Consider the following 21284-nt stretch of genomic DNA (forward strand, 5'->3'; position numbering starts at 1 on the left):
TCTTGTTGTTCTTTGTTATACTATAGGGTAGGATTTTTACTGTAAAATTTACAAAATGAAAATCCGCAAAGTTTTTACATAACCAATTTATTCATAAATTCAGGCAGTTTTTGTCATAATGAATACATACGACGCTTTTAATTGTAAAAGGAGAGAACGGCATGCTGAATGCAATCAAAAAAATCATCGGTGATGATCAACAACGTAAGTTAAAAAGGTATTATAAGATTGTTGATGAAATCAACAGTTTAGAGCCCGAGATTGAGAAGCTTTCTGATGAGGAGCTTAAGGGGAAAACTGCACAATTTAAGGAAGAGCTTGCGAATGGGAAGACGGTTTTTGACATTCAAGCTGAGGCGTTTGCAGTGGTCCGGGAAGCGGCAAAGCGTGTTCTTGGGATGCGCCATTTTGATGTTCAGTTGATTGGCGGGCTTGTTCTTACTGGCGGCAACATTGCCGAGATGGCTACTGGTGAAGGGAAAACATTGGTTGGTTCGCTACCTGCCTACCTGCGTGCTCTTGAAGGAAAAGGTGTACATATTATTACGGTTAATGATTACTTAGCGAAACGTGACCGTGATCTAATCGGAAAAATTCATGAGTTCCTTGGGCTCACAGTTGGCCTGAATGTTCCAATGATGGAGCCAGAGCAAAAGAAAGCGGCTTACGAAGCGGATATTACCTACGGTATTGGGACTGAATTTGGATTTGACTTTTTGCGTGACAATATGGTGCAGGATGTAAGCCAGCGCGTTCAACGTCCGTATCATTATGCGATTATTGACGAAATTGACAGCGTTCTTATTGACGAAGCAAAAACGCCGCTGATTATCGCCGGAAAAATGGAGGCTGCGGCCAATCTTCATCAAATTTGTGCACGTCTAGCAAAGCGGTTTGAACGTGATGTTGATTACACTTTTGATGATGAAACAAAAGCAACAAGCCTGACTGAGGAAGGTATTAATAAGGTTGAACGTGCTTTTGGTGTTGATAATCTATATGATTTGGAACATCAAACATTATATCACTATGCCATCCAAGCACTCAGGGCACATGTTATGTTCAAACGTGACGTTGATTATATTGTTCAAGACGGTAAGGTTATGCTTGTTGATATGTTCACAGGCCGGATCATGGAAGGTCGTACCCTTAGCGATGGCTTACATCAGGCGATTGAGGCAAAAGAAGGTCTTGAAATCACGGAGGAAAATAAATCTCAAGCCTCTGTTACAATTCAAAACTATTTTCGGATGTACCCAATCCTTTCGGGAATGACAGGTACGGCGAAAACGGAGGAAAAAGAATTCAGCAACACGTACAATATGGAAGTTGTTCCTATTCCAACGAATAAACCTATTCAACGTGTTGACATGTTAGAGCGTGTATACGCAACTAAGCATGACAAATATGTAGCGATGGCAAATGAAATTAAAGAGCGTCATGAAAAAGGACAGCCGATCCTGGTTGGGACAACATCCATTATCCAATCAGAAAAAATTGGAGAATACCTAAAAAAAGAAAACTTGCCTTGTGAGATTCTAAATGCAAAAACAGTTGAGCAAGAGGTGAGTATTATTTCCCTAGCCGGTCAAAAAGGCCACATTACGATTGCCACAAATATGGCCGGTCGTGGTACTGATATCCTGTTGGGTGAAGGCGTTGCAGAACTTGGAGGCTTACACATTCTTGGTACGGAAAAACATGAAAGCCGCCGCATTGATAACCAGCTGCGCGGTCGTGCTGGACGTCAAGGTGACCCAGGGTCTTCGCAATTTTTCATCTCGATTGAGGATGAATTATTCCGTCGCTTTTCTCATGAGGAAATTGAAAAATTACAGCAAAAGCTGCAAACGGACGAAACAGGGCTTATTTTAAATAAAAATATTCATGAATTAGTTGAACGCACCCAACGTATTTGTGAAGGTAGTAACTACGCCATACGTGAATACAACTTAAAACTGGATGACATCGTCAACGACCAACGTAAGGCTATCTACAACCTGCGTGACAATGCTCTTATTAATGAAGATGTTCTATCACTTATTTTGGAAATGATCCCACGATACAGCCACTACCTTGTTGACAAATATTGTTCGAAAGAGCTTGAACCTGAAGAATGGCCATTAGATCGACTTGTTAATGAATTAAATCAACTGATTGTTGGGCAAAAAATTCAGCTTCCAGTAGAAGTCAATGAAGTAGATGAGGTTCATGGTGCAGTCGCTCAAGCGATTGAACCGTATTTAGAAAATCTTGAAAAATTGAAGGACAATACGAATCTTCAACAGGTTTTAAGACGTGTCCTTGTAGCGGTCATCGATAAACATTGGGTTAATCATTTAGAGAGCATGACACGGATTAAAGAAGGCATTGGGTTGCGCCATTACCAGCAAGAAGACCCACTTCGCCTTTACCAAAATGAAGGTCTTGAAGTTTTCCACCACACATTCTCTTTAATCGACCATGATTCAAGTGTCCAGCTGGCTCGCATCGCAGCCCCATTACTTGAACAGCTTGCAGAAGAGGAAGCAGCTGAGCAGGATGGAAAAGGCGAGGAAGAGCTAGATGCTGAGTAGGGTTGAATTTATGGTAACAAAAAGTTATTAGCTTGCTCGAAAATTGGTTTAGAGTGGGTGCGGGGTTTCGGGAACGTTCAACTGGCGATCGTAACCGAGTGGCTGGCTTGCACTGGGTTTTGGGAACGTTCGTGTGGTGAACGAGTGGCAAACTTTTGTTTTCGGAACGACGAATGCCCTTTTTGCACGATGTAGGAATGTTAGAGGCTTCGGGAAAAAACAGATGGGATAGCCACTTTTAAATTAGAAAAAACTGAAACGGGAGGATTTTTACCATGTTATCGTTTTTTAAAAGAAAAAAAACAAATGATGAGGATATAAAAAGTACGGGTAGCGAGAATGCTGTGTCAGCGAAAGATTTATTGAATTTGGAAGGCGTGGAGTCAGAGGGCGACCCGGAGGAAGAGGTTTATACGGAGCTTTCGATTCACCCGGACTGGAATATTCCGCAGGAGCAGGAGTATGTTTTTCGCTTTTTGAATAATGAGTTAAGTCCGCTAAAAGCTGATGAGATTTCCTTGAGTGGGATTGAGATTGTGAAGAATGAACGGCAAGTGGTTTGTTCGGCGTTCGTTCGCAGCAGTATTAATCAAACGATTGAGATTGGGACGACAACCCTGTTGTTGATTGGAGAGAATGAGGTTTACGGGCGCAAGGAGTTTGATTTGACGAAGGTGGGGCATATTCCGCCGCGCAGCAGCCGTCCATTTCAGTTTGTGTTTGAGCAGAAGGATCTTTATAAGCCGATTTCAGCCATTGAAACGGAGATTTGGGGGCTGGCTTTCCAGTTGCAGAGTGAGAACCAGGATCATACATTAGATCTTGCGGAGAGTTGGGAAAAGACGTTGGCCGATGAGGACAAAGAGAAGCTGAGAAATATGCTTGGGTCCATCACTCCGCCAAAGCCAGGCGAAATTCAGTTGGTCGGCATCCAGTCGAAATTTATGGATAATGGAAAATTGCAGGTTTCGATTTTGATTCAGAATGGCTCGCAGCAAAATATTAAGTTACAGCAACTGCCGTTGGTGGTTGAGGATGCAAGCGGTGAAGTAGTGGCGCAGGGCGGGTTTGTATTGGAGGACCTTGAGATTAAGGCGAACACAAGCAAGCCGTGGAATTTCGTCTTCCCTACTTCGCTATTGACGAAGGATCCAAGTGAGATTGATTTATCGCAGTGGAGAGCTTATCCGCCACAGGAGTAGGGTGTGGAATGGCACCAACTGGTGGGTGGGGGCTCGTCCCACTATAGTTCGGACTCGATAGCCTTGGTTTTCATCAATGCTGTCTGAAGGCGGCCCGGGTTCGGACTCTATGGCCTTTATTTTCACGAACACTGTCCGAAGGCGGCACAAGTTCGGACTGTACGGCCTTGGATTTCATCAATCCAGTACGAAGTTGACTCTGGTTTACATTACTACAAAAAGTAAAGAAGGATATAAGGATGATTTAATGAAAATTAATCATATTGCTAGTCTCGTAAATTTTATATTAATTAATTTAATAGTGTTATTGGGTTTGCAATTCCAAACGCAGGTTGGTTATGCTGAGACGAATGCAACCTCAGATAACGCAAAAGCACAAAAACAAGACAATGCACAGGCACAAAACCAAACGGAAACAAAACCACAACCGCGCCTGCTCGTGGTCCCGTTAGACAATCGTCCGGCAAATACATATTATCCCAAGAAAGTTGGGCAAGCCGGTGGCGTTGAGGTTATTCTTCCACCACAAAGCCTGATTAATCATCAAACTGCGTCTGATACGCTTGATCAGCTTTCAGCTTGGATTTTAGAAAATAGCGATAATGTGGATGGCTTTATTATTTCTGCGGATATGCTTACTGATGGCGGGCTAGTTGATTCGCGGACAAGTAAGCAAACGACCGATGGTGCCCTTCAGCAACTTCAAATTATTAAAGCACTGAAGGAAAAATACCCAACCAAGCCACTGTATGTATATGATACGATTCAACGTTTGGCGCCTACGGTTCTGAAGGATGGGAATCTTGAGAAATACAATCTTATCCGCGACTGGGCGATTACTTATGACGAGGTAAAAAATTTAAATAAAACCGGCCAGACAACCAAGTTGATTCAGCTGGAAACGAAAATTGGCAGCAACTTAATTGATGAGTATAAGCAGATTCGTGCCCGAAATAACACCATAAATGCAACACTAATTGATTGGACGAAGCAGGGTTACATCGACTACCTTGTTCTGGGGCAAGATGATGCCAACCAAACCGGCCTCCACCGTGAGGAACATGAGAATTTGATTCAAAAAATCAATTCTTCCAACATCCAACACAAGGTGAGCGTATTTGATGGGGCAGACGAAGTTGATGTTATTCTAGTATCACGTTTTCTTTCTACTCTTAAAAACTATCAAACTAGTTTTAAAATCCACTATCTAGGGGTAAGTGGTACGGAGTGGATTTCACCTTTTGACCATTATACGCTGCAAACAAATATTGCCAAACACGTGATTGCTGCAGGCGGAATCATTGCTTCCCCTTCTCAGCAGGCTAACATTGAGGTATATGTGAACACACCTAATACTCTTGCAAAAAACAACGACGCAATGCAGAATCTTTTATCTACCAACATTGAAAAAAATGATGAGGCAACAGTATCAATAAACGATGAGGTATCACAAGCTGTTGCTGAGATCAAACGTCAGATTGCAAACGGGAAACATGTTGTTTTTATAGATGTTGAAAAAGTAAATCAGGCTAACCAAGCGTACGGGGATGCCGTCATTAATGATATTGGCATAACAAATTTATTATCGTACAGTGCCTTTAACACGGCAGGAAATGCAATTGGAACAGCCATTGGTCATGCAAATTCAAGATTTTTATATTTAGAAAAAGGGCCACAAACGCCTGACATCGACGAACGTGCTGCCAAAGGTCATATTGAATTTTTATTAAATTCAATTTCATCCGATCATATCTACCGCAATAAAGTGGCACCTAAAACCGAGTGGTATGTCCGTTATATTGGCGGCAATGCTTGGGACATTGGACCGATGAAGAAATCAGTTTTATTTTTTACAAATGAGCAATTTAATAAAGAATTTGATTTGCTTCATGCAAAGGTCAAGGGCTCTAAAGTATTATTAAGCAAAAAAACAGGAAGTACTGCGGAAATCGAGAATTTTTCCATTCAAAAAATTGACATGCCATGGAATCGTCTTTTTGAGATTGAATTTGATTTTGGAGTGAATTTGAAGTGAGACAGAGGGTCGGGAACTCTGTCCCATTGGGAACTCTGTCCCATTCCATTCCATACAAAAATGCAGGGGAAGGATCCTCTGCATTTATTTTATATTCATTTTAAACTTAAAACTTCCCAGCCGTCTTCGCAACTGCTTCTAAACCGTCTGCAATAATATCTTGAGCACGGTCAGGGTATTGATTGTGACCCTCAATTACGATTGTTTCTATATCTGTGATTCCCCAAAATCCAAGGTTAGTTTGGACATATTTAATAGCCATTTCAAATGGGGCCATTGCTTCTGAAGAATAATCTCCACCACGTGCATTAAGCAAAACTACTTTTTTATCAGTGACTAGACCGACTGGTCCCTCGGCAGTGTATTTGAAAGTTCTACCTGCTTGAGCCAGGTAAGAAATATAATTTACAAGTGGTGCTGGAACCATGCTATTCCATAACGGGAAAGCTAAAACGATTTTATCTACTGATAAAAATTGGTTCAAATATTGCTCAACTAAGTCAGCTGCTTTTGCCTCCTCGGTAGTCAACTCGAGTCCCTGGTTACGTTTGTATACTCCCATGATAGCGGTATTTCCGTAATCGGGTAGGTCTGCATTGAAAAGGTTCAACTCAGTAATTTTATCTGCTGGATTTGCTTCCTTGTATGTGTTCAAGAATGTTTCATACATTTTAGAGCTGATTGCTTGCTCAGCTGGACGATCGTTTGCTATGATAAATAATACTTTTGACAAGATGTTCTCCCCCATTGTTTAAATTCGTTTTAAGTTTCTATACTTTTTAGTTACTTAAATATACTAATATAAATCTTTCGTAGTTTCAAATGATAAGCTCATGGTGATTTTTTAGTGGGATTATAATTGTGGGTATTTTCATGTTTTAAAGAACTTGTTTTAGTGTTAGTGTTAATAGCAGTGAAGCCTACCATAAGTAGATTCAGTTTTTCACAATAATTCCTCTATATTAGGTTTCGATATAATTGGAAGTACTGGAAAAGAAGGCCATATACAGAAAGAGAACTGCCTTCAAAAGTCATATTTCAATGAACTTTTTTAGACAGCCCTATACAATAAAATTCCTTTATCATAAAGAGAGCAATCAAAAGGCTTTTACCATATTTCTCCCGTTGTTCTTAGCACTATATAGTGCTTGATCGGCACGCTTTATTAAGGTCTTAGAAACATCGGTTGGCTGAAAGCAAGCAATTCCAAAACTGGCAGTTACATGGTCGACATAACGAAAAGAATGATTTTCGATAATTCCCCGAAGTCTTTCTGCAAACTGTGTTGCCTCAGCTAAGGACTGGTTTGTTGAGATAATAAACTCCTCTCCTCCCCAACGTCCAAAGAAGTCGCTAGACCGAATATAACTTTTCACTAAGGAGGAAAATTCCTTAAGTACGTGGTCTCCAACATCGTGACCATATTCATCGTTAATTTTCTTAAAATGATCAATATCAAAGTAAATAATAGAAAAAACACTATTACACTCATGACAGCGATTAATCTCATTTTCTAACCATGTATCCACCGACCTACGATTTCCAATATCAGTTAAAGAGTCATAATATGCATTTTTTCTAAGTATATCTGATTCTATATAAGCGGAAACAATTCTTTGAAAATAAAATAGGATTAAGGTATATAAAATGGTGCTGATATAAAATTGAATAAGAGTGTCATTGGCTCTCGGATTATCGAAGTGAATGATCCCCATTGCTACTGTGATTAAGATAATAAAGAGCGAATATCCAAGTGCCTTTTTCCTCTCAAGAACCATAAAGATATAAACGAAGTAAATAGGAGACCATAACACATAGACATTAATAATCCCTTCTTCAAGTTGGCCAGTCAAGGAATACACTCTAAACAAATGATAAATGCCAAATACACCTAAACTTATAATCTCACAGGTACGCATCAAACGATTATAATAGATGAGCACCCAAACTATCGCAAAAAACAAGCATAAAAAAGGAAGAACTGATCCCATAAAACGATCAACATAGGGTGAAAATAACCAATATGTTGCATTTGTAATAAAAAGTAATGGGAATATGACAAGATATATTCTTCGTTTAAGTCTTACATATTTATTGTTATCTTTATTATCCATACTATACCATTCCCCCACCTTATTACACCTGCCAATTCCCCTTACAATCTAGAATGTTTAAAAATACAGACCCGAAATCAATAGGTGAAAGCCCTTATGCTGAAAGATCCCAATTTCAATTGGGGAGTATAGCATATTATACTATACATTTCTCAAGTAATTAAGCCGGAGTTCCCGACCCTGTGTCCCGCTCCTAAAACAGGAAAATTTACCAAAAATAAACTAAACTCAGTTTTCTGAATATGGGTCTTTACACCTAATTCCGTGATAAAATTAAAACTATATTACAAAAATATATCCAAACAGGAGGGCTAATGAACCCTTATGAACCACCCCTTATTAATTCGATTGTTTAATAACCCTGCATACTCTCGTAATGGTTTTTTTGGCCTTTTGATTTTCAGTGTTATTTTGAACAGCTTTTTACTCCAGGAAAATCCATTATATATACTATATATTTTTTCCGTTCTTTTTCTAGGTTTCGGTTTTTACAACAAGCCTCTGTGGCTTCTAACCCTGCTAACTTTAATCGTTGTAGTTTGTAGGTACTTTTTTATTCCTGACCCCGAATCCAATTTAGGCGTTTTTCTAATACATTTGCTAACCTACCTTTTAATTACACTTCTTTCGGCTAGTTTGATGAGGTATGTACAAAAAGTCAAAAGAGATGATTTGGAGCTGATAACGGCACTTGCCAATGCTTTGGATTCGAGAGACACTTATACGATGTGCCATTCCGAGAATGTAGCAAAATATTCACTTCAAATTGCGAAAAAAATGAATCTGTCCAAAGAGTCTTGCGACATTATTCACAAAGGTGCATTGTTGCATGATATCGGAAAAATCGGAATCCCGGAACATATTTTACAGAAACACGGAAGATTAACCAACGAAGAATATAAAATCATTCAATCCCATCCGATGATTGGATACGAAATGATTAAACATGTTGGCAATTTCCACAATAACGGAATTTTAGATATTGTTTTATATCATCATGAAAGATTTGATGGCAAAGGTTACCCAACTGGGTTAAAAGGAAATCAAATTCCTTTATACGCTCGAATAGTGGCTGTTGCAGATACATTTGACGCCATGACCACGAAGCGTGTATACAGAGATGAACTTAATTTAGACTACACCTTACATGAAATTTGGAAAAATAAAGGGGGCCAGTTCGACCCTGAGGTTGTAGATGCATTTCTTAGTTTGTTTGACCAACAGGAACTTGAACTGTGTTTACAATCTTCATAAAAAAATAATATGGGCCATTACCTATTGACAGCACTTGGGAATCCAAGTGCTTTTTTGTTAAAGGAACCCGCTTGACCCCCATTAACGGATGAACACCTCCGAATCATTTTAGTAAAAAGATGAGGTGAATTTTTCATGAATCAACGACCTATAAAGCTGACTTATGACGAAATCGATAAGCTTCTCGAAGTATTTGATGAAGATTGGTCTAAAGATATAAAATTGAAAATCGTAACCGATGAAGAATTGGACACATTGTTAAAGGTACACTAAAGCCAAAGTTCCCGACCATATGGACCCACATTTTCCAACACGAGCCGGAGTTCCCGACCCTGTGTCCCTCCCATCTCACACCCACCTGCGCCAGAGTTCCCGGTCCCATGTCCCAGAACAGAAAACGTCTACAAACCAAAACCGTGGCAATACTAATAATTATAAGTTCATGTTAAGATTCTTATATACATACTCACTAGTTAGGATGCGTGTTATGAAGTTCCATTTTATTTTCACCATAATTATAGTTTTGCTGCTTACCTCCTGCGGTCCTACAGCTAATCAAACATCAGTAGCCCTCGAAACGAACGATGTTCCCAGGCTTCGCTCACTTGAACCTGTCAAAGTGAAAGAAGAAATCCTCCTTGGCACATTGGCAAACTGGGCGATGCTGAATTACGGGAATCTCGACGGCGAGTCCTACGATGTTGTTGTTGTTGGAAGCGAGCCTGAAGGAATTTCAGCCGCAATTGCTGCTGCGCGTGAGGGTCAAAAAACGCTTTTACTAGATAAAAAGCTGATCATTGGCGGTCTTTATACGCTTGGGATGCTGAACATGATCGATATAAACTGGTCACCCACCCATGAGAGCGTCAATAAAGGGCTTTTTCTTGAATTCTACGAAAAAATAAATAACCGCACATCCTTTGATGTGAAGCAAGCAAAACGAGTTTTTGAAAACATGCTTGCCGATGAAAAAAAAATAACGGTGCAGCTTGGGGCTCAAAGCTTCCTCCCTATCATGAATCAAAATCATGTTGAAGCACTGCTATATAAGGATGCGAATGGGATTGTAAAAAAAATCATTGGGAAGCAATACATCGATTCCACTCCTGACGCTGATTTTGCCCAGCTTGCTGGTGCTAATTTTACAATCGGTCAAGAAGACTTTCGGAACGAAGCAAGAATGATGGCCGTTACACTCGTGTTCGAGCTGTCCGGGGTTGATTGGGCAAAGGTTCAAAATTACCTTAATAATGATGATGAAGTTTACACAGGAGCTGACCAATTTTCAGCCTGGGGTTATGGGAAGGAAATGGCACGATATAAGCCTAGTCAGGAAAATGTCCGAATTCGTGCTTTGAATATTGGTAGACAGGATAGCGGACATGTGCTGATCAACGCCTTCCAAATCCTTGGAGTCAACGGTTTGAATCCTGGTGAACTACAGACTGCCTGGGGGATTGCAAATGAGGAGTTACCGAAAATCACTGAATTTCTTCGGGAAAATTTAGTTGGATTTAAAAACGTAGAACTCGTTGGAACTGCCGATGAATTTTACGTTAGAGAAACACGCCACTTAGATGCCGAGTATAAATTGACAGTGGATGATGTCCTTGAAAATCGAGACTTTGATGACCGGATTGCGTTTGGCAGCTACCCGATCGACATGCAAGCCACGGTCATCGATGAAGGTGACCTCATTATCGGAAAACCAGATATGTATGCCGTTCCTTTTAGAAGCATTGTACCCAAAGGATTTGACAACCTTCTCGTCGCTGGCCGCAGTACCGGATACGATGCTCTAGCCCATGGCAGCGCACGAACCGTTCCAGTTGGTATGACCGTAGGCCAGGCCGCTGGAATTGCATCCGCCTATGCTAATAAAAAAAATATTAGTTTCCAGTCTTTCATCGGTGAATCAGGACTTCGTCATATGAAGAGCATTCAATCCATATTAAATCAAAACGGTGCGAATCTATACCCAATCCCTACTTATGACAATTCGATCATGAATCATTGGGCATATGATGGCGTAAAATTTTTACGTAGCTTCGGACTCATCGCAGCTGGTTACGATAACGAATATAGAATGGACGAAACAATTACCAAAACTGAATTTATTGATCTTGTTCGCCGAGTTAACCAGTATTCCGAGGCACCATTCACGACTGCCTTTCCTTTTTCAAAGGATGACGAAGTTTTAGGTAAGGACGATTTAACGGAATTTTTGAATGCCAATAGTGCGGCACCTAATTCCTTAACAGCAGCAACTGTTGATCATCTCCAAAATCAACCAGCTGTTGACCGAGCTCTAGCTTATATGGTAATAAAGGATTTTTTGGAGAACCGGTGACTGTCCCCCTACTGTGGTTAGTCCCCCGCCGCACAACCCAAAAAGAGTGATAGAGATGCTCAACTAAAGCATTTCTACCACTCTTCATTTTTTACAATTATTTCACGCACATTTCCTTAAGCTCTTCTTCAAGTACACAGGCCATTTCACGTGAGCGCGTGCTGACACTTCCGATAGATGCTTGGTAAAGTTCAGCTGTTGCTTTTTGTGTGCGACGATATACTGGGAACACTTTATCCACTAGTAAATAGTGAAGTGCCGCAGCATAAATTTTTTCATTTTTGATTTGTGGCTGCTTTTTATGATAATACGTCTGCCATAAAGTGCTGCCCGCTTCAATTACGGATTCAGGCATGTCCTCACTTTGAACCTTTTCTTCTAAAAGGTTAACGACCGCAGCAGCCTGGTCCTGCTCGCCCACTTTTTCAACAGCTGTTAAGGCTGAGCGTACATTTTTCATGTCAGGCTCTTCCTCTACATGTTCCTCAACCGCTGCGGCAACCTCTAATTCAAACGCATCAAGATCGCGGTCAGACATGAATAAATCTACAAGCTCTAAGAAGTGGTCTTGTAAAAATGCCATCGTATCAAAACCCGCACCTTCAGAAACAGATACAAACTTTTGACATAAGAACTGCTCAACATTTTCAGCCATCTCTTCTTCAAACGATAAAGCTGATGTGAAAAAGATCAAAGCCTCATTAGTAAACGGAACAATATATCCAAGTAACAGTGCGCCTTGATTTGGAACCTCTGTCAATTCATCTATTATTTTTACATTTTTTAATTCTTTTGAAAAAATATCTTTTACAACAACATTACGTCCATCAATATTTTCAACTCTCACTACAGACGGAGTTTTCCCAACCCACGCGCCTACAATTTCTTGAACCTTTGGACGTAAATTTACTATATTGGAATCGCAAAATTGCTCAAGTGCTGTTTTTCCACTTAAAACCTTGCTGGCAAATAAAGCCCAAACACCTACAAAGAAATAAAAAGAATCTCTCATTTTTTCCGGAGGATTAAATTCACTCATGCTTTTTTGCACAGTAGTCGAGAACTCCGAATGAGTAAAGGCGTCACGAAGAATTTCAGACTGCACCCCAACTACTTCCCGTTCAAGAATTGCCTGCATCGAGTCATTGTTACTCTTTGCTTCGCAGCATTTCTTATATTTTTTCCCGCTACCACAATAACACGGGTCATTTCTTTTAATATTATGCATAGAAAAATAGTCCCCTTTCAAAACAAAACAAGACGGCAAAACTACTATTTTTTTTCTAACGTCTTTAATTTTATAAGATTTACGGATTTCTATCAATGAGTTTATTGCATTATCCACCAAAATGTAAGTGGCGCCACAAAATTGCTATCTTTCCTATTTTATCAAATGTAGCCAAATAATAGTACGACAAAATTAAACAAAAATCTTTGTTGGCCAAATTTATATCAATTTTGGGACAAAGTTCCCGCCCCACTGGCCCATAATCCCCTGTGGTCCACTATTTTGTGTCAACTATATATCCACATTTCTTTCTATTTTCGATGAATCTTTTTCCGCCCGGACATACTGTGGACATAAAAACGGCCTATAGTTATATGTGTAGAGAGGGATGCGCAGCCTTGATACATAAGAAAACTGGAGGTATTTTAATGAGAAGAAATAATAAATTATTCAAAACTTATTTATTAACTGGTGCGATATCGTTGGGTGTTATCGGAGCCGCTCACAGTCCTGCGTTTGCAGCCACAAATTCAACAACCGCACCATCTGATGGATTTCAAGGGTTGAAGGTAAAAATGCACCAAAACCTTGACGATGCAACGAAGGAAAAAGTTCAAAGCATCATGGAGGATGCAAAAGCAAAATTGGCTGAACTCGGTGTCACACTTCCAGAAAAATTTGAAAAAGTCGACCGATTTGCGAATTTAGATGATGCTACTAAAGAAAAAGCACAGGCAATTATGGACAAAGTGAAAGACGGAACCCTTTCACACGAAGACGCCCAAAAGCAGTTATCTGAACTTGGAGTGGACCTTCCATTTGGTCGTGGCGGCATGCATGGCTCTCCTTTCGCTAACCTAGATGATGCTACTAAAGAAAAAGTACAGGCGATCATGGACAAGGTGAAAAATGGAACCCTTTCACACAAAGACGCTCAAAAGCAGTTATCTGAACTTGGTGTAGAACCCCCTGCTCGCGCTGGTAAACCTATAGATCTGTTTACGAATCTAGACGATGCTACTAAAGCTAAAGCCCAGGACATCCTAGACGAAGCTAAAACTCAAATTAAAGAGTTAATCGAAGAATAAATAGAATATGGGACGCGGGGTCGGGAACTCTGGCTCAGATCTGGACCAAAGTTCCCGACCCTGTGGCTCAATCAGACCCCGAGACGAACCCAGCCCCGTCATTCCGATCCCTTTTCACATTTGAACATCGATCAGCGTAATTTCACCGTCTCGAGATAGAGCATCCTTCAATACTTGTTCAAACTCATCCAACTGGGTAGGTCTTACCCCTTTTACGCCAAAGCTTTCAGCAAGCTGAACAAAGTCAGGGTTACCAAAGGAAGCACCGTAGCTATGACCGAATTTCTCCACCATCATTTGTTCCTCTAATTTTAACGAACCATTATTTAAAACAATGACAATAAACGATAGACCTAATCGTTGGGCGGTCTCTAATTCGGAAATATTCATTAATGCTCCACCATCACCGGTTATACAAATAACAGGTTCGTCCGGACAAGCTAATTTGGCACCAATGGAACCAGGTATGGCAATTCCCATTGAGGCTAATCCATTTGAGATGATAAGCCGACCAGCCTTTACGGGTTGATATGTACGAGCAATGGACATCTTGTGGGCTCCTACATCAGAAATTATGGTGGTTTTTTCCGTTGAATTTTTTTCAACAACGGTCAAAATATTCTCGGTCGTTCGTAATTGATTTCCTTTTAGATCCAAATTATCTTGATCAATTTGATAAGCTGTCCTAATTTGTTCCTTTAGATTTCCCATTGGAGCCCATGGTTTAGAGTGCATATCCAGCTTATTAAGCGCCTGTAATGTCTCTTTTAAATCACCAACTAACTCCCCCTTCACAGGATAGTGCTCATCAATTTCAGCTGGCAGAGGATCAATATGCAAAACAGGGAGCATCTTTTTATTCCAATCCTTAGGGGCACTTTCTACAAAATCAAAACCAACGACAATTAATAAATCAGATTGCCCTATCATTGGTAATACTTCGTCATTCTTTTTAAAACCAAATGTAAAATAATTAAGCGGATCGTTTTTAGGCAAAATCCCTTTCGCCATAAAGCTATGGATAACGGGTGATTTTAGGTTTTCAACAAATGTGCAGAGCTCCGCCTCAGCTTCCTGCCTTATCACCCCGTTCCCTACTATGATTAGCGGTCTTTGGCTGTGACCTATCAAAGTACGAGCATCCTCTATAGCTTGTGAAATAGGTGTGCTTTTCGGAATAGGTGTTACTACTAATGGCTTGGTTGGAATCATTTGCGAAGCTAAGTTCTCCGGTAATTCAATTAAAACTACACCCGGCTTTTCCATTTGTGCTACTCTAAAAGCCTCCCGAATGATTTTTGCGATGGTCTGTGAATCTTTAATTTGAACGCTCCATTTTGTTGCAGGTTCAAATATTTTTACTATATCTAAATATTGATGGGATTCTTGATGCTGCCTTTCAAGTCCCGCTTGTCCGGTAATGGCTACAACCGGAGAGTGGTCCAGATTTGCACTTGCTATTCCGGTTAATAGATTGGTGGCACCGGGTCCCAAAGTCGCTAAGCAAACGCCAACTTTTTTCGTTAATCTGCCATAAACATCAGCCATAAAAGCGGCCCCTTGTTCATGTCGAACATTTACGAACTGAATTTGTTTGGACTTAGACAATGAATCAATCAGGTCAAGGGTTTCCTTCCCCATGATGCCAAACACATACTCAACACCCTCATTTTCTAGGCACTGCACAAGTAAATCGGTCGCTTTCATAAATAATCCCCTTTACAAATTACGGTTTTCCTATTTTACCCTTTAACTTATTAAAATATTTTAGGATGTGGAGACGTGGCGGGACACTGAGGCGGGTTCATTGTCCCAAGGCGGATCGCGGGGTTGGGTTCTCTGAGCCATAGGGTCGGGAACTCTGGATCTAACCCTGGTACACAGTTCACGATCCTGCGGTCCAAACCGATCCCTTGACTCAAAACGCTGTAAATTTCTTGGAAACTGTGGTATAATTAATACATAACATCAATTGAAAATGCAGGTGCAGTATTATTTTTAGAAAGTATTTACAATTGAAGTTTTAGAAAGGTCGTGTTTACCTTCATATTTACTTATCTAGAGAAGGACTACGTTGATGAGTTGTTAGATTTAGATAAGAAGGTGTATAACTCTGAGTACCAGGTTAATAAGGAAACAACCTTACATCGATTGGACATAAATCCATTAACGGATTTAACAGTTGTCAACAATGACGATTTGGTTGGATATTTAACGGTTTGCCCGGTTGACGATGATACTTACAAAGGAATTATCGAGCATTCCGTTACAGAGGAAGAGATTGAACAACACACTCTGCCTTATGACAAAATGGGATTCTACAATTTATATTTGTCTTCCATTGTCATAGACAAAGAAAAATATCCTTATTATTCTGGTAAGTATTTATTTGATTTTTTAGAAAAACATTTACACAAGTTAAGAAAGCAAGGATTTTTTGTAAACAAGATCCTGGCTTTTGCTGTTTCAATTGCTGGAAGAAAAACATTGATAAGATTTGGATTCAAGGAAATTAAAAATAACGTCTTTGAGTTTTCTTGTATCAAACAAGGTATATATTTTATCAAGAGGAACTTCAAATTGCCCAAGGTTATTTCAACTATATTAAATGAACAAAAATTCATTTTTAAAAGAGGTTTTGTTTAGCGTCGTAGACCAATCAATGCAAATTAATGAATGGTATTGGGATACGGACACTTAGCGTCCTAGATTGTGGTTTATTCTAATTTATTATTTGGTGACTTTTGTTTTAATTTTGAGGACATAGGGTCGGGGCATTTTGCCCTGTTGCTCTTGCCCATTTGGGATGCGGGGGCGACGTCTCTGAGCTACAACCACACTCAAACTGGGACACAGTTCCCGACCCCATTGTTCTTTTATCCCTAAACAACGAAAAAGCAGAGGAATCTGATCCTCTGCCTTTTGTTTTTATCGGAATGTTTTCAATGCTCCGCTCCAAGCAATCACTTCATCAAGCATTGTATTTACATTATTTTGATGTAATTCTTGTGGTTTAAACTCTGTGCCGTTAACAAAGTCTGTAAATAAGCTTAAAGTTGGATGCGTGCGAACATCCGCAACTTTTTGTTCTGCAAGAATACCACGTAAATGTTCAGCTGCACGAGCACCGCCAGTTGAACCATAACTTACGATACCAGCTGCTTTGTTATACCAAGCTTCACGGGCAAAGTCGATGGCATTTTTTAACGCACCAGTAATACTGTGATTGTATTCTTGAACGATAAATACAAATCCATCTAAGCTTGCCAATTGCTCATTCCAAGCCGCAATTCCTGGCTCCGTTCCATCAGTTGTTCCTAGAAATGGAAGATTATAGTCAGCAATATCTACGATTTCAAAATTGGCATCTCCACGTTTGTCAGCAATTCCCATCACCCATTCCCCAACTTGCGGACTTACACGCCCTTGACGTGTACTTCCTAAAATGATTCCAATATTTAATTTTTCTGTAGTCATAGCTTCTTCCTCCTTGGTTGGTTTCCCAAATATTTTGTCTAAAAGTCCCATCCTTTACACCACCAATATTATTTTACTTATTTTTCATAATGATTATTAAGCCAAAGGTGGACCGGATTGATTGTTTATCAGCTTTTATCTGGCCCACAGCGTTTTTGTACTATAGAAGCTAAAGTAGGTATAAGTGGCAGGGTCCTGTCAGAAAGGTTAAAGGATTTGGAAAACGAAGGAATTATAAGGCGGGAGGGTTTTCCGGAAACTCCAGTTCGAATCGAGTATTCACTAACCAATAAAGGTCTAGGACTGGAGCAGTTAATGAGAGAGGTAGAAAATTGGTCACAAAATTGGCTGGAGGCATAAGTGGGATAGAGGGTCTGTTGGTGGGATGCGGGGTCGGGTTCTCCGGTCCATCTGGTTCACCGGACCCGTCCCCACCGCCCTGTGATCCACTCACATTCTAAAAATCCCAATTAAAATCAGAGCAACCCCCGACAATAAGGAGAACTTATTAAACCACCTTAAATCTCCGAATATCCGACCGATGTTGATTCCTGCTATTACAAAAAAAGCACTTGAAAACGTGACTATTAAAGCAAACAAAATCGGTGGCAAGTCAATCAGGGCTGCTCCGATTCCTGCACCAAAGGAATCCAATGATAACGCTATACCAAGGATAAAGGCTTCTACAACGCTGATCGTTCCAGATTTGTCCAAATCTGCTTCCATCGGCTTTTTTAATATTTTTACGATTAATCCTAGAGATTTGATTTCAAACTCAACCATTTTGGGCTTGCCCGGGTTTGCTTCATCGGAATTTGAAGTAAAAAATTGAATCAAAACCCAAATCCCGATGCCAATTAAGATGATGCCCCCGATTCTTTCAGCTGCATGGTATGAAATATACATTTCGATAACGGAACCTATTCCCATTGCCAACAGCAAAACGAAAAAGGTACATGATGAAATAACAAGGATTGATTTCAACGGGATTGATACCTTCCGAAGACCGTATGTCAATCCAACAGTGAAGCTGTCCAGACTTACAGCTAACGCTAATAACAATAAAGCAAATAGATCACTCATTTTTTACCCCTTTCTATCGACGATACTGCCATATTGTATGAAAGAGGAGCTCATTGATTGCTAACTTTTTAAAAAAAGCCATTAAAATGGGACGCAGTTCCCGACCCCGTGGCTCAATGGGCCACAGTTCCCGGAACTGCGCCTCCCAGAAAGGCATTCACCCTTTTGAACTTTACTTTCTTGCAAATGAATTATTGAATGTTTTAGCCAAAATGCACCAACACAATACTAGAATCACGGTTAGGATTGGTATAAAATTAGTCATTCCGTGGGTAAAATTTGCAATAGCCTCATCATGAGCGATCATTTTCCCAGCTGTTAGAGCTAAAATCCCTGCGCCAAAATACATAAAAAAAGGCACCCTATCTATTAAGAAAAGCATTAACTTACTTCCACTTATAATGATTGGGATTGAAAAAATAAGTCCAAATAACACGTAAAGGAAGTGCCCACCTGCTGCTCCCGCTACAGCTAAGACATTATCCAATCCCATAATAATATCTGCAAAAACAATCGTGGAGATCGCACTGGATAAACTGGCACCTGCTCTTACAGATACCTTTTCACTTTTGTCCCCTAACACTAAGCCAACGGCAACCCCTATTAACAATATTCCTCCAACCAATGTTAGATATGGAATTTCCAATAAAAGCATCGCAAAAATCGTTAAAATTGTTCTTAAAATAACGGCAAGCGTGGCTCCCCATATCATCGCCTTATTCCGCTGGGCTTTCGGGAGGTTTTTACTTGCCATGGCAATAACCACTGCATTATCCCCACCCAAAATAATATCAATCCCGATTATTGTTAATATTGTTACTATACTTTCAACCATTTTCGATACCCCCTTATCCCCCTTGCTTCACTATCACAGTATATTAGGACAAAGCTGGGAATATGAAAGGAAATGGTGGAACACATTGGGAGGTTCTCTGGATAGGTCACGGGGGCGGGTTCTCCGGCCCAATTTCGACACCATGGGCTCTGGGTGGGACATAGGTCCCGACCCCACGTCCCAGTCCACTGCTGCTGACCCTGCGATCCGACCCATCAACCCAGCACATGCTCCTCGCCCACTACGCCCTAAAAACCACAACTTTTTTACTATTTTTTTGTATAATCCATAATTCGACACAATCTTTTTTATTTAACAATTATTCTAAAAGAGAATATACTTAATGATAGTATCGAATTGGAACACGTTTCCTATCCACAGTGACATAAAGGAGGTATATGAAGATAATGATGCGAACAGAATCTTGGTATACTTTGAATTCTAAATATAATTGCGAACATATCTATGGGATGGATCCCCATGCCATACCAAAGCTGTTTCAAATAATAACTCCAGAGGAACTTGAAGAAAAAAAACAAATATACGCTGAGTTGATCCACCTTACTAAGTTTTTTGTAAAAAAATTGTTTTTCTTTTTAAGCGAGGTCCCAGCGATGATCATTATTACAGATGATAGCTGTAATGTCCTTAAGGTAATGGGGAATGAAGACCTTAAGAAGAAAATTGGGATTAATGAGGGGATTAGTTTTGTAGAAAAATATGCTGGAACAAATTCTATTTTCCTTTGTTTGAACCATAACCAACCAATTCAGGTTAAGGGCAGCGAGCATTTTCATGATGCACTTCATAATATTTCTTGTTCTAGCTGTAAATTTTCATTGAATAACGGGCTAACAGGTACGATTACTCTGATGACAACAGTGGACAAGTCCTCCTCTTTTCATTTGGGGCTCGTTTCATCCGCTGTTGATTCAATTGAAAGAGAAATAGAATTGAATAAAAAAAATAAACAATTAAACCTGTTCAACCAAATTATTATTAATTCAACAAAAAATGGAATTATTATCACGGACCAAAATGGGATTATAACGGACTTTAATGAAGCAGCTGAAAGCTACACAGGATTTAAGAGGCAGGACGTCATCGGCTACAGCATTGAAACCTATGAAGATGAATTTAAGGGTTTTTCTCATTATATTGAAAAAGTTTTAAAAGACCATGAGAAGTTCGAAAATATTGAGATACATTTTTACAATAATAAATTTACGAAAGTTTGTTTGTTCGATGCTTTACCGATTTACGATGGCGACCAATTTATCGGTGCCTTCTGCCAATTCAGAGATATCACAGACCGCTTTGAATTAGAGCAGCAGGTCATTGCCAACGAAAAGCTTTCCATTATCGGTAAAATGAGTGCCAGTTTAGCACATGAAATTAGGAATCCTTTAACGCCAATTAGCGGATTTCTTCATTTATTAGAAAACAACTTTGATAGCTCAAAGTCACCAGAATATTTTAAAATCATCAATGATGAACTGGAACGAATGAAAGAACTAATCAATAATTTCGTTATCGTTTCAAAACCTGAAGCACCATTTAAAAAAGAAGTAAACATCCCAAAATTACTTCAAAATACTATTCAATTTATGGAAACTCAGGCCAATCTGCATAATGTCTCTATTAAATTTACAGATAAAGTAAATGAAGACGACTTAAGTATTTATATCGATAAAAATCAAATTAAGCAAGTCTTGATTAATCTGATCCAAAATGCTATTGAGGAGATGCATGCAGGTGGGGAAATTAATATCGTTTTAAATAAGGATACTTCTACAAATCGGGTGGAAATTTCTGTGATCGACCAAGGCTCCGGTATTGACCAAGAAGTACTGAACAATCTATTCACACCATTTTTAACAACAAAACCAAGTGGGACAGGCCTAGGATTATCGGTTTGCCATCGGATTATCAAAAACCACAATGGTGAAATTGATGTTGAAACAATAAAAAACAAAGGGACAACATTCAAAATCAAATTACCTATTAATGGGACACGGGCCCAGGCATAGCGTGGGACACAG

The 21284-nt window shown here is 39.7% G+C and carries 16 protein-coding genes and 1 pseudogene; 10 read left to right on the top strand and 7 right to left on the bottom strand.

Translation table 11 applies throughout. From position 1 onward, the window contains the following. The first annotated feature begins 161 nt into the window (after positions 1–161). From secA2 to BAZO_RS03530, 3 genes are all read left to right on the top strand, one after another. Positions 162–2576 carry an accessory Sec system translocase SecA2 gene (gene secA2 / locus BAZO_RS03520; protein ID WP_003329899.1) on the top strand — a complete coding sequence of 805 codons (2415 nt, stop codon included), beginning with the start codon at positions 162–164 and terminating at the stop codon, positions 2574–2576. 275 nt (positions 2577–2851) lie between these two features. Then, a complete protein-coding gene (locus BAZO_RS03525) occupies positions 2852–3778 on the top strand; it encodes an accessory Sec system S-layer assembly protein (protein WP_003329900.1) in 927 nt (308 codons plus the stop codon). A 247-nt stretch (positions 3779–4025) separates the two neighbouring features. Then, positions 4026–5813, top strand: coding sequence for a DUF4127 family protein (locus tag BAZO_RS03530; RefSeq protein WP_039956971.1), 1788 nt, complete (start codon positions 4026–4028; stop codon positions 5811–5813). 106 nt (positions 5814–5919) lie between these two features. Here BAZO_RS03530 and BAZO_RS03535 read toward each other — a convergent pair whose 3' ends face one another. Together BAZO_RS03535 and BAZO_RS21070 are read right to left on the bottom strand one after the other, a co-directional pair. Further along, complete coding sequence (locus BAZO_RS03535) at positions 5920–6561, bottom strand: FMN-dependent NADH-azoreductase (RefSeq protein WP_051015753.1); 642 nt, start codon at positions 6559–6561, stop codon at positions 5920–5922. A 349-nt stretch (positions 6562–6910) separates the two neighbouring features. Further along, positions 6911–7927 carry a GGDEF domain-containing protein gene (locus BAZO_RS21070; protein WP_003329903.1) on the bottom strand — a complete coding sequence of 339 codons (1017 nt, stop codon included), beginning with the start codon at positions 7925–7927 and terminating at the stop codon, positions 6911–6913. Between the two features lie 672 nt (positions 7928–8599). On the opposite strand from BAZO_RS21070, the gene BAZO_RS22870 reads away from it, so the two are divergent. The 3 genes from BAZO_RS22870 to BAZO_RS03550 all read left to right on the top strand — a co-directional run bounded on the left by BAZO_RS22870 (position 8600) and on the right by BAZO_RS03550 (position 11531). Beyond that, positions 8600–9181 (top strand): HD-GYP domain-containing protein, encoded by a 582-nt coding sequence (locus tag BAZO_RS22870; protein ID WP_235786692.1) that lies wholly within the window; start codon positions 8600–8602, stop codon positions 9179–9181. Between the two features lie 135 nt (positions 9182–9316). Next, complete coding sequence (locus BAZO_RS22235; RefSeq protein ID WP_157382055.1) at positions 9317–9454, top strand: hypothetical protein; 138 nt, start codon at positions 9317–9319, stop codon at positions 9452–9454. Between the two features lie 214 nt (positions 9455–9668). Next, entirely contained in the window at positions 9669–11531 is a 1863-nt protein-coding gene (locus BAZO_RS03550) for an FAD-dependent oxidoreductase (RefSeq protein WP_003329905.1), read from the top strand. Positions 11532–11628: 97 nt separating this feature from the next. Here BAZO_RS03550 and BAZO_RS03555 read toward each other — a convergent pair whose 3' ends face one another. After that, positions 11629–12759: an SEC-C domain-containing protein gene (locus BAZO_RS03555; RefSeq protein WP_003329906.1), complete on the bottom strand. Its 1131-nt coding sequence runs from the start codon at positions 12757–12759 to the stop codon at positions 11629–11631. Positions 12760–13187: 428 nt separating this feature from the next. Here BAZO_RS03555 and BAZO_RS03560 point away from each other — a divergent pair, with 428 nt between their 5' ends. Then, positions 13188–13847: a hypothetical protein gene (locus BAZO_RS03560; protein WP_003329907.1), complete on the top strand. Its 660-nt coding sequence runs from the start codon at positions 13188–13190 to the stop codon at positions 13845–13847. Between the two features lie 114 nt (positions 13848–13961). Here the strand turns inward: BAZO_RS03560 and BAZO_RS03565 are convergent, their stop codons facing one another. Next, positions 13962–15554 (bottom strand): acetolactate synthase large subunit, encoded by a 1593-nt coding sequence (locus BAZO_RS03565; protein WP_003329908.1) that lies wholly within the window; start codon positions 15552–15554, stop codon positions 13962–13964. Between the two features lie 375 nt (positions 15555–15929). Between BAZO_RS03565 and BAZO_RS03570 the strand changes: the two genes are divergently transcribed. Continuing rightward, positions 15930–16493, top strand: a complete 564-nt coding sequence (locus tag BAZO_RS03570; RefSeq protein WP_003329909.1) for an immunoglobulin domain-containing protein — start codon at positions 15930–15932, stop codon at positions 16491–16493. 282 nt (positions 16494–16775) lie between these two features. On the opposite strand, the gene BAZO_RS03575 is transcribed toward BAZO_RS03570, so the two are convergent. Beyond that, the gene (locus BAZO_RS03575) at positions 16776–17375 is read right to left on the bottom strand and encodes an NADPH-dependent FMN reductase (RefSeq protein WP_003329911.1); all 600 of its coding nucleotides are present in this window, start codon (positions 17373–17375) and stop codon (positions 16776–16778) included. A gap of 42 nt (positions 17376–17417) precedes the next feature. Here BAZO_RS03575 and BAZO_RS03580 point away from each other — a divergent pair. Then, positions 17418–17684 (top strand): annotated as a pseudogene (locus BAZO_RS03580) (winged helix-turn-helix transcriptional regulator); the annotation flags it as partial. A gap of 90 nt (positions 17685–17774) precedes the next feature. Here the strand turns inward: BAZO_RS03580 and ytaF are convergent. Then, the gene (ytaF, locus tag BAZO_RS03585; RefSeq protein ID WP_003329913.1) at positions 17775–18407 is read right to left on the bottom strand and encodes a sporulation membrane protein YtaF; all 633 of its coding nucleotides are present in this window, start codon (positions 18405–18407) and stop codon (positions 17775–17777) included. 172 nt (positions 18408–18579) lie between these two features. Then, positions 18580–19242, bottom strand: coding sequence for a TerC family protein (locus BAZO_RS03590; RefSeq protein WP_003329914.1), 663 nt, complete (start codon positions 19240–19242; stop codon positions 18580–18582). Positions 19243–19649: 407 nt separating this feature from the next. On the opposite strand from BAZO_RS03590, the gene BAZO_RS03595 reads away from it, so the two are divergent. After that, positions 19650–21272 (top strand): ATP-binding protein, encoded by a 1623-nt coding sequence (locus tag BAZO_RS03595; protein WP_003329915.1) that lies wholly within the window; start codon positions 19650–19652, stop codon positions 21270–21272. Positions 21273–21284: the final 12 nt, after the last annotated feature.

Source organism: Schinkia azotoformans LMG 9581 (genome assembly GCF_000307855.1).
GTDB classification, from domain to species: Bacteria; Bacillota; Bacilli; order Bacillales; family Bacillaceae_J; genus Schinkia; species Schinkia azotoformans.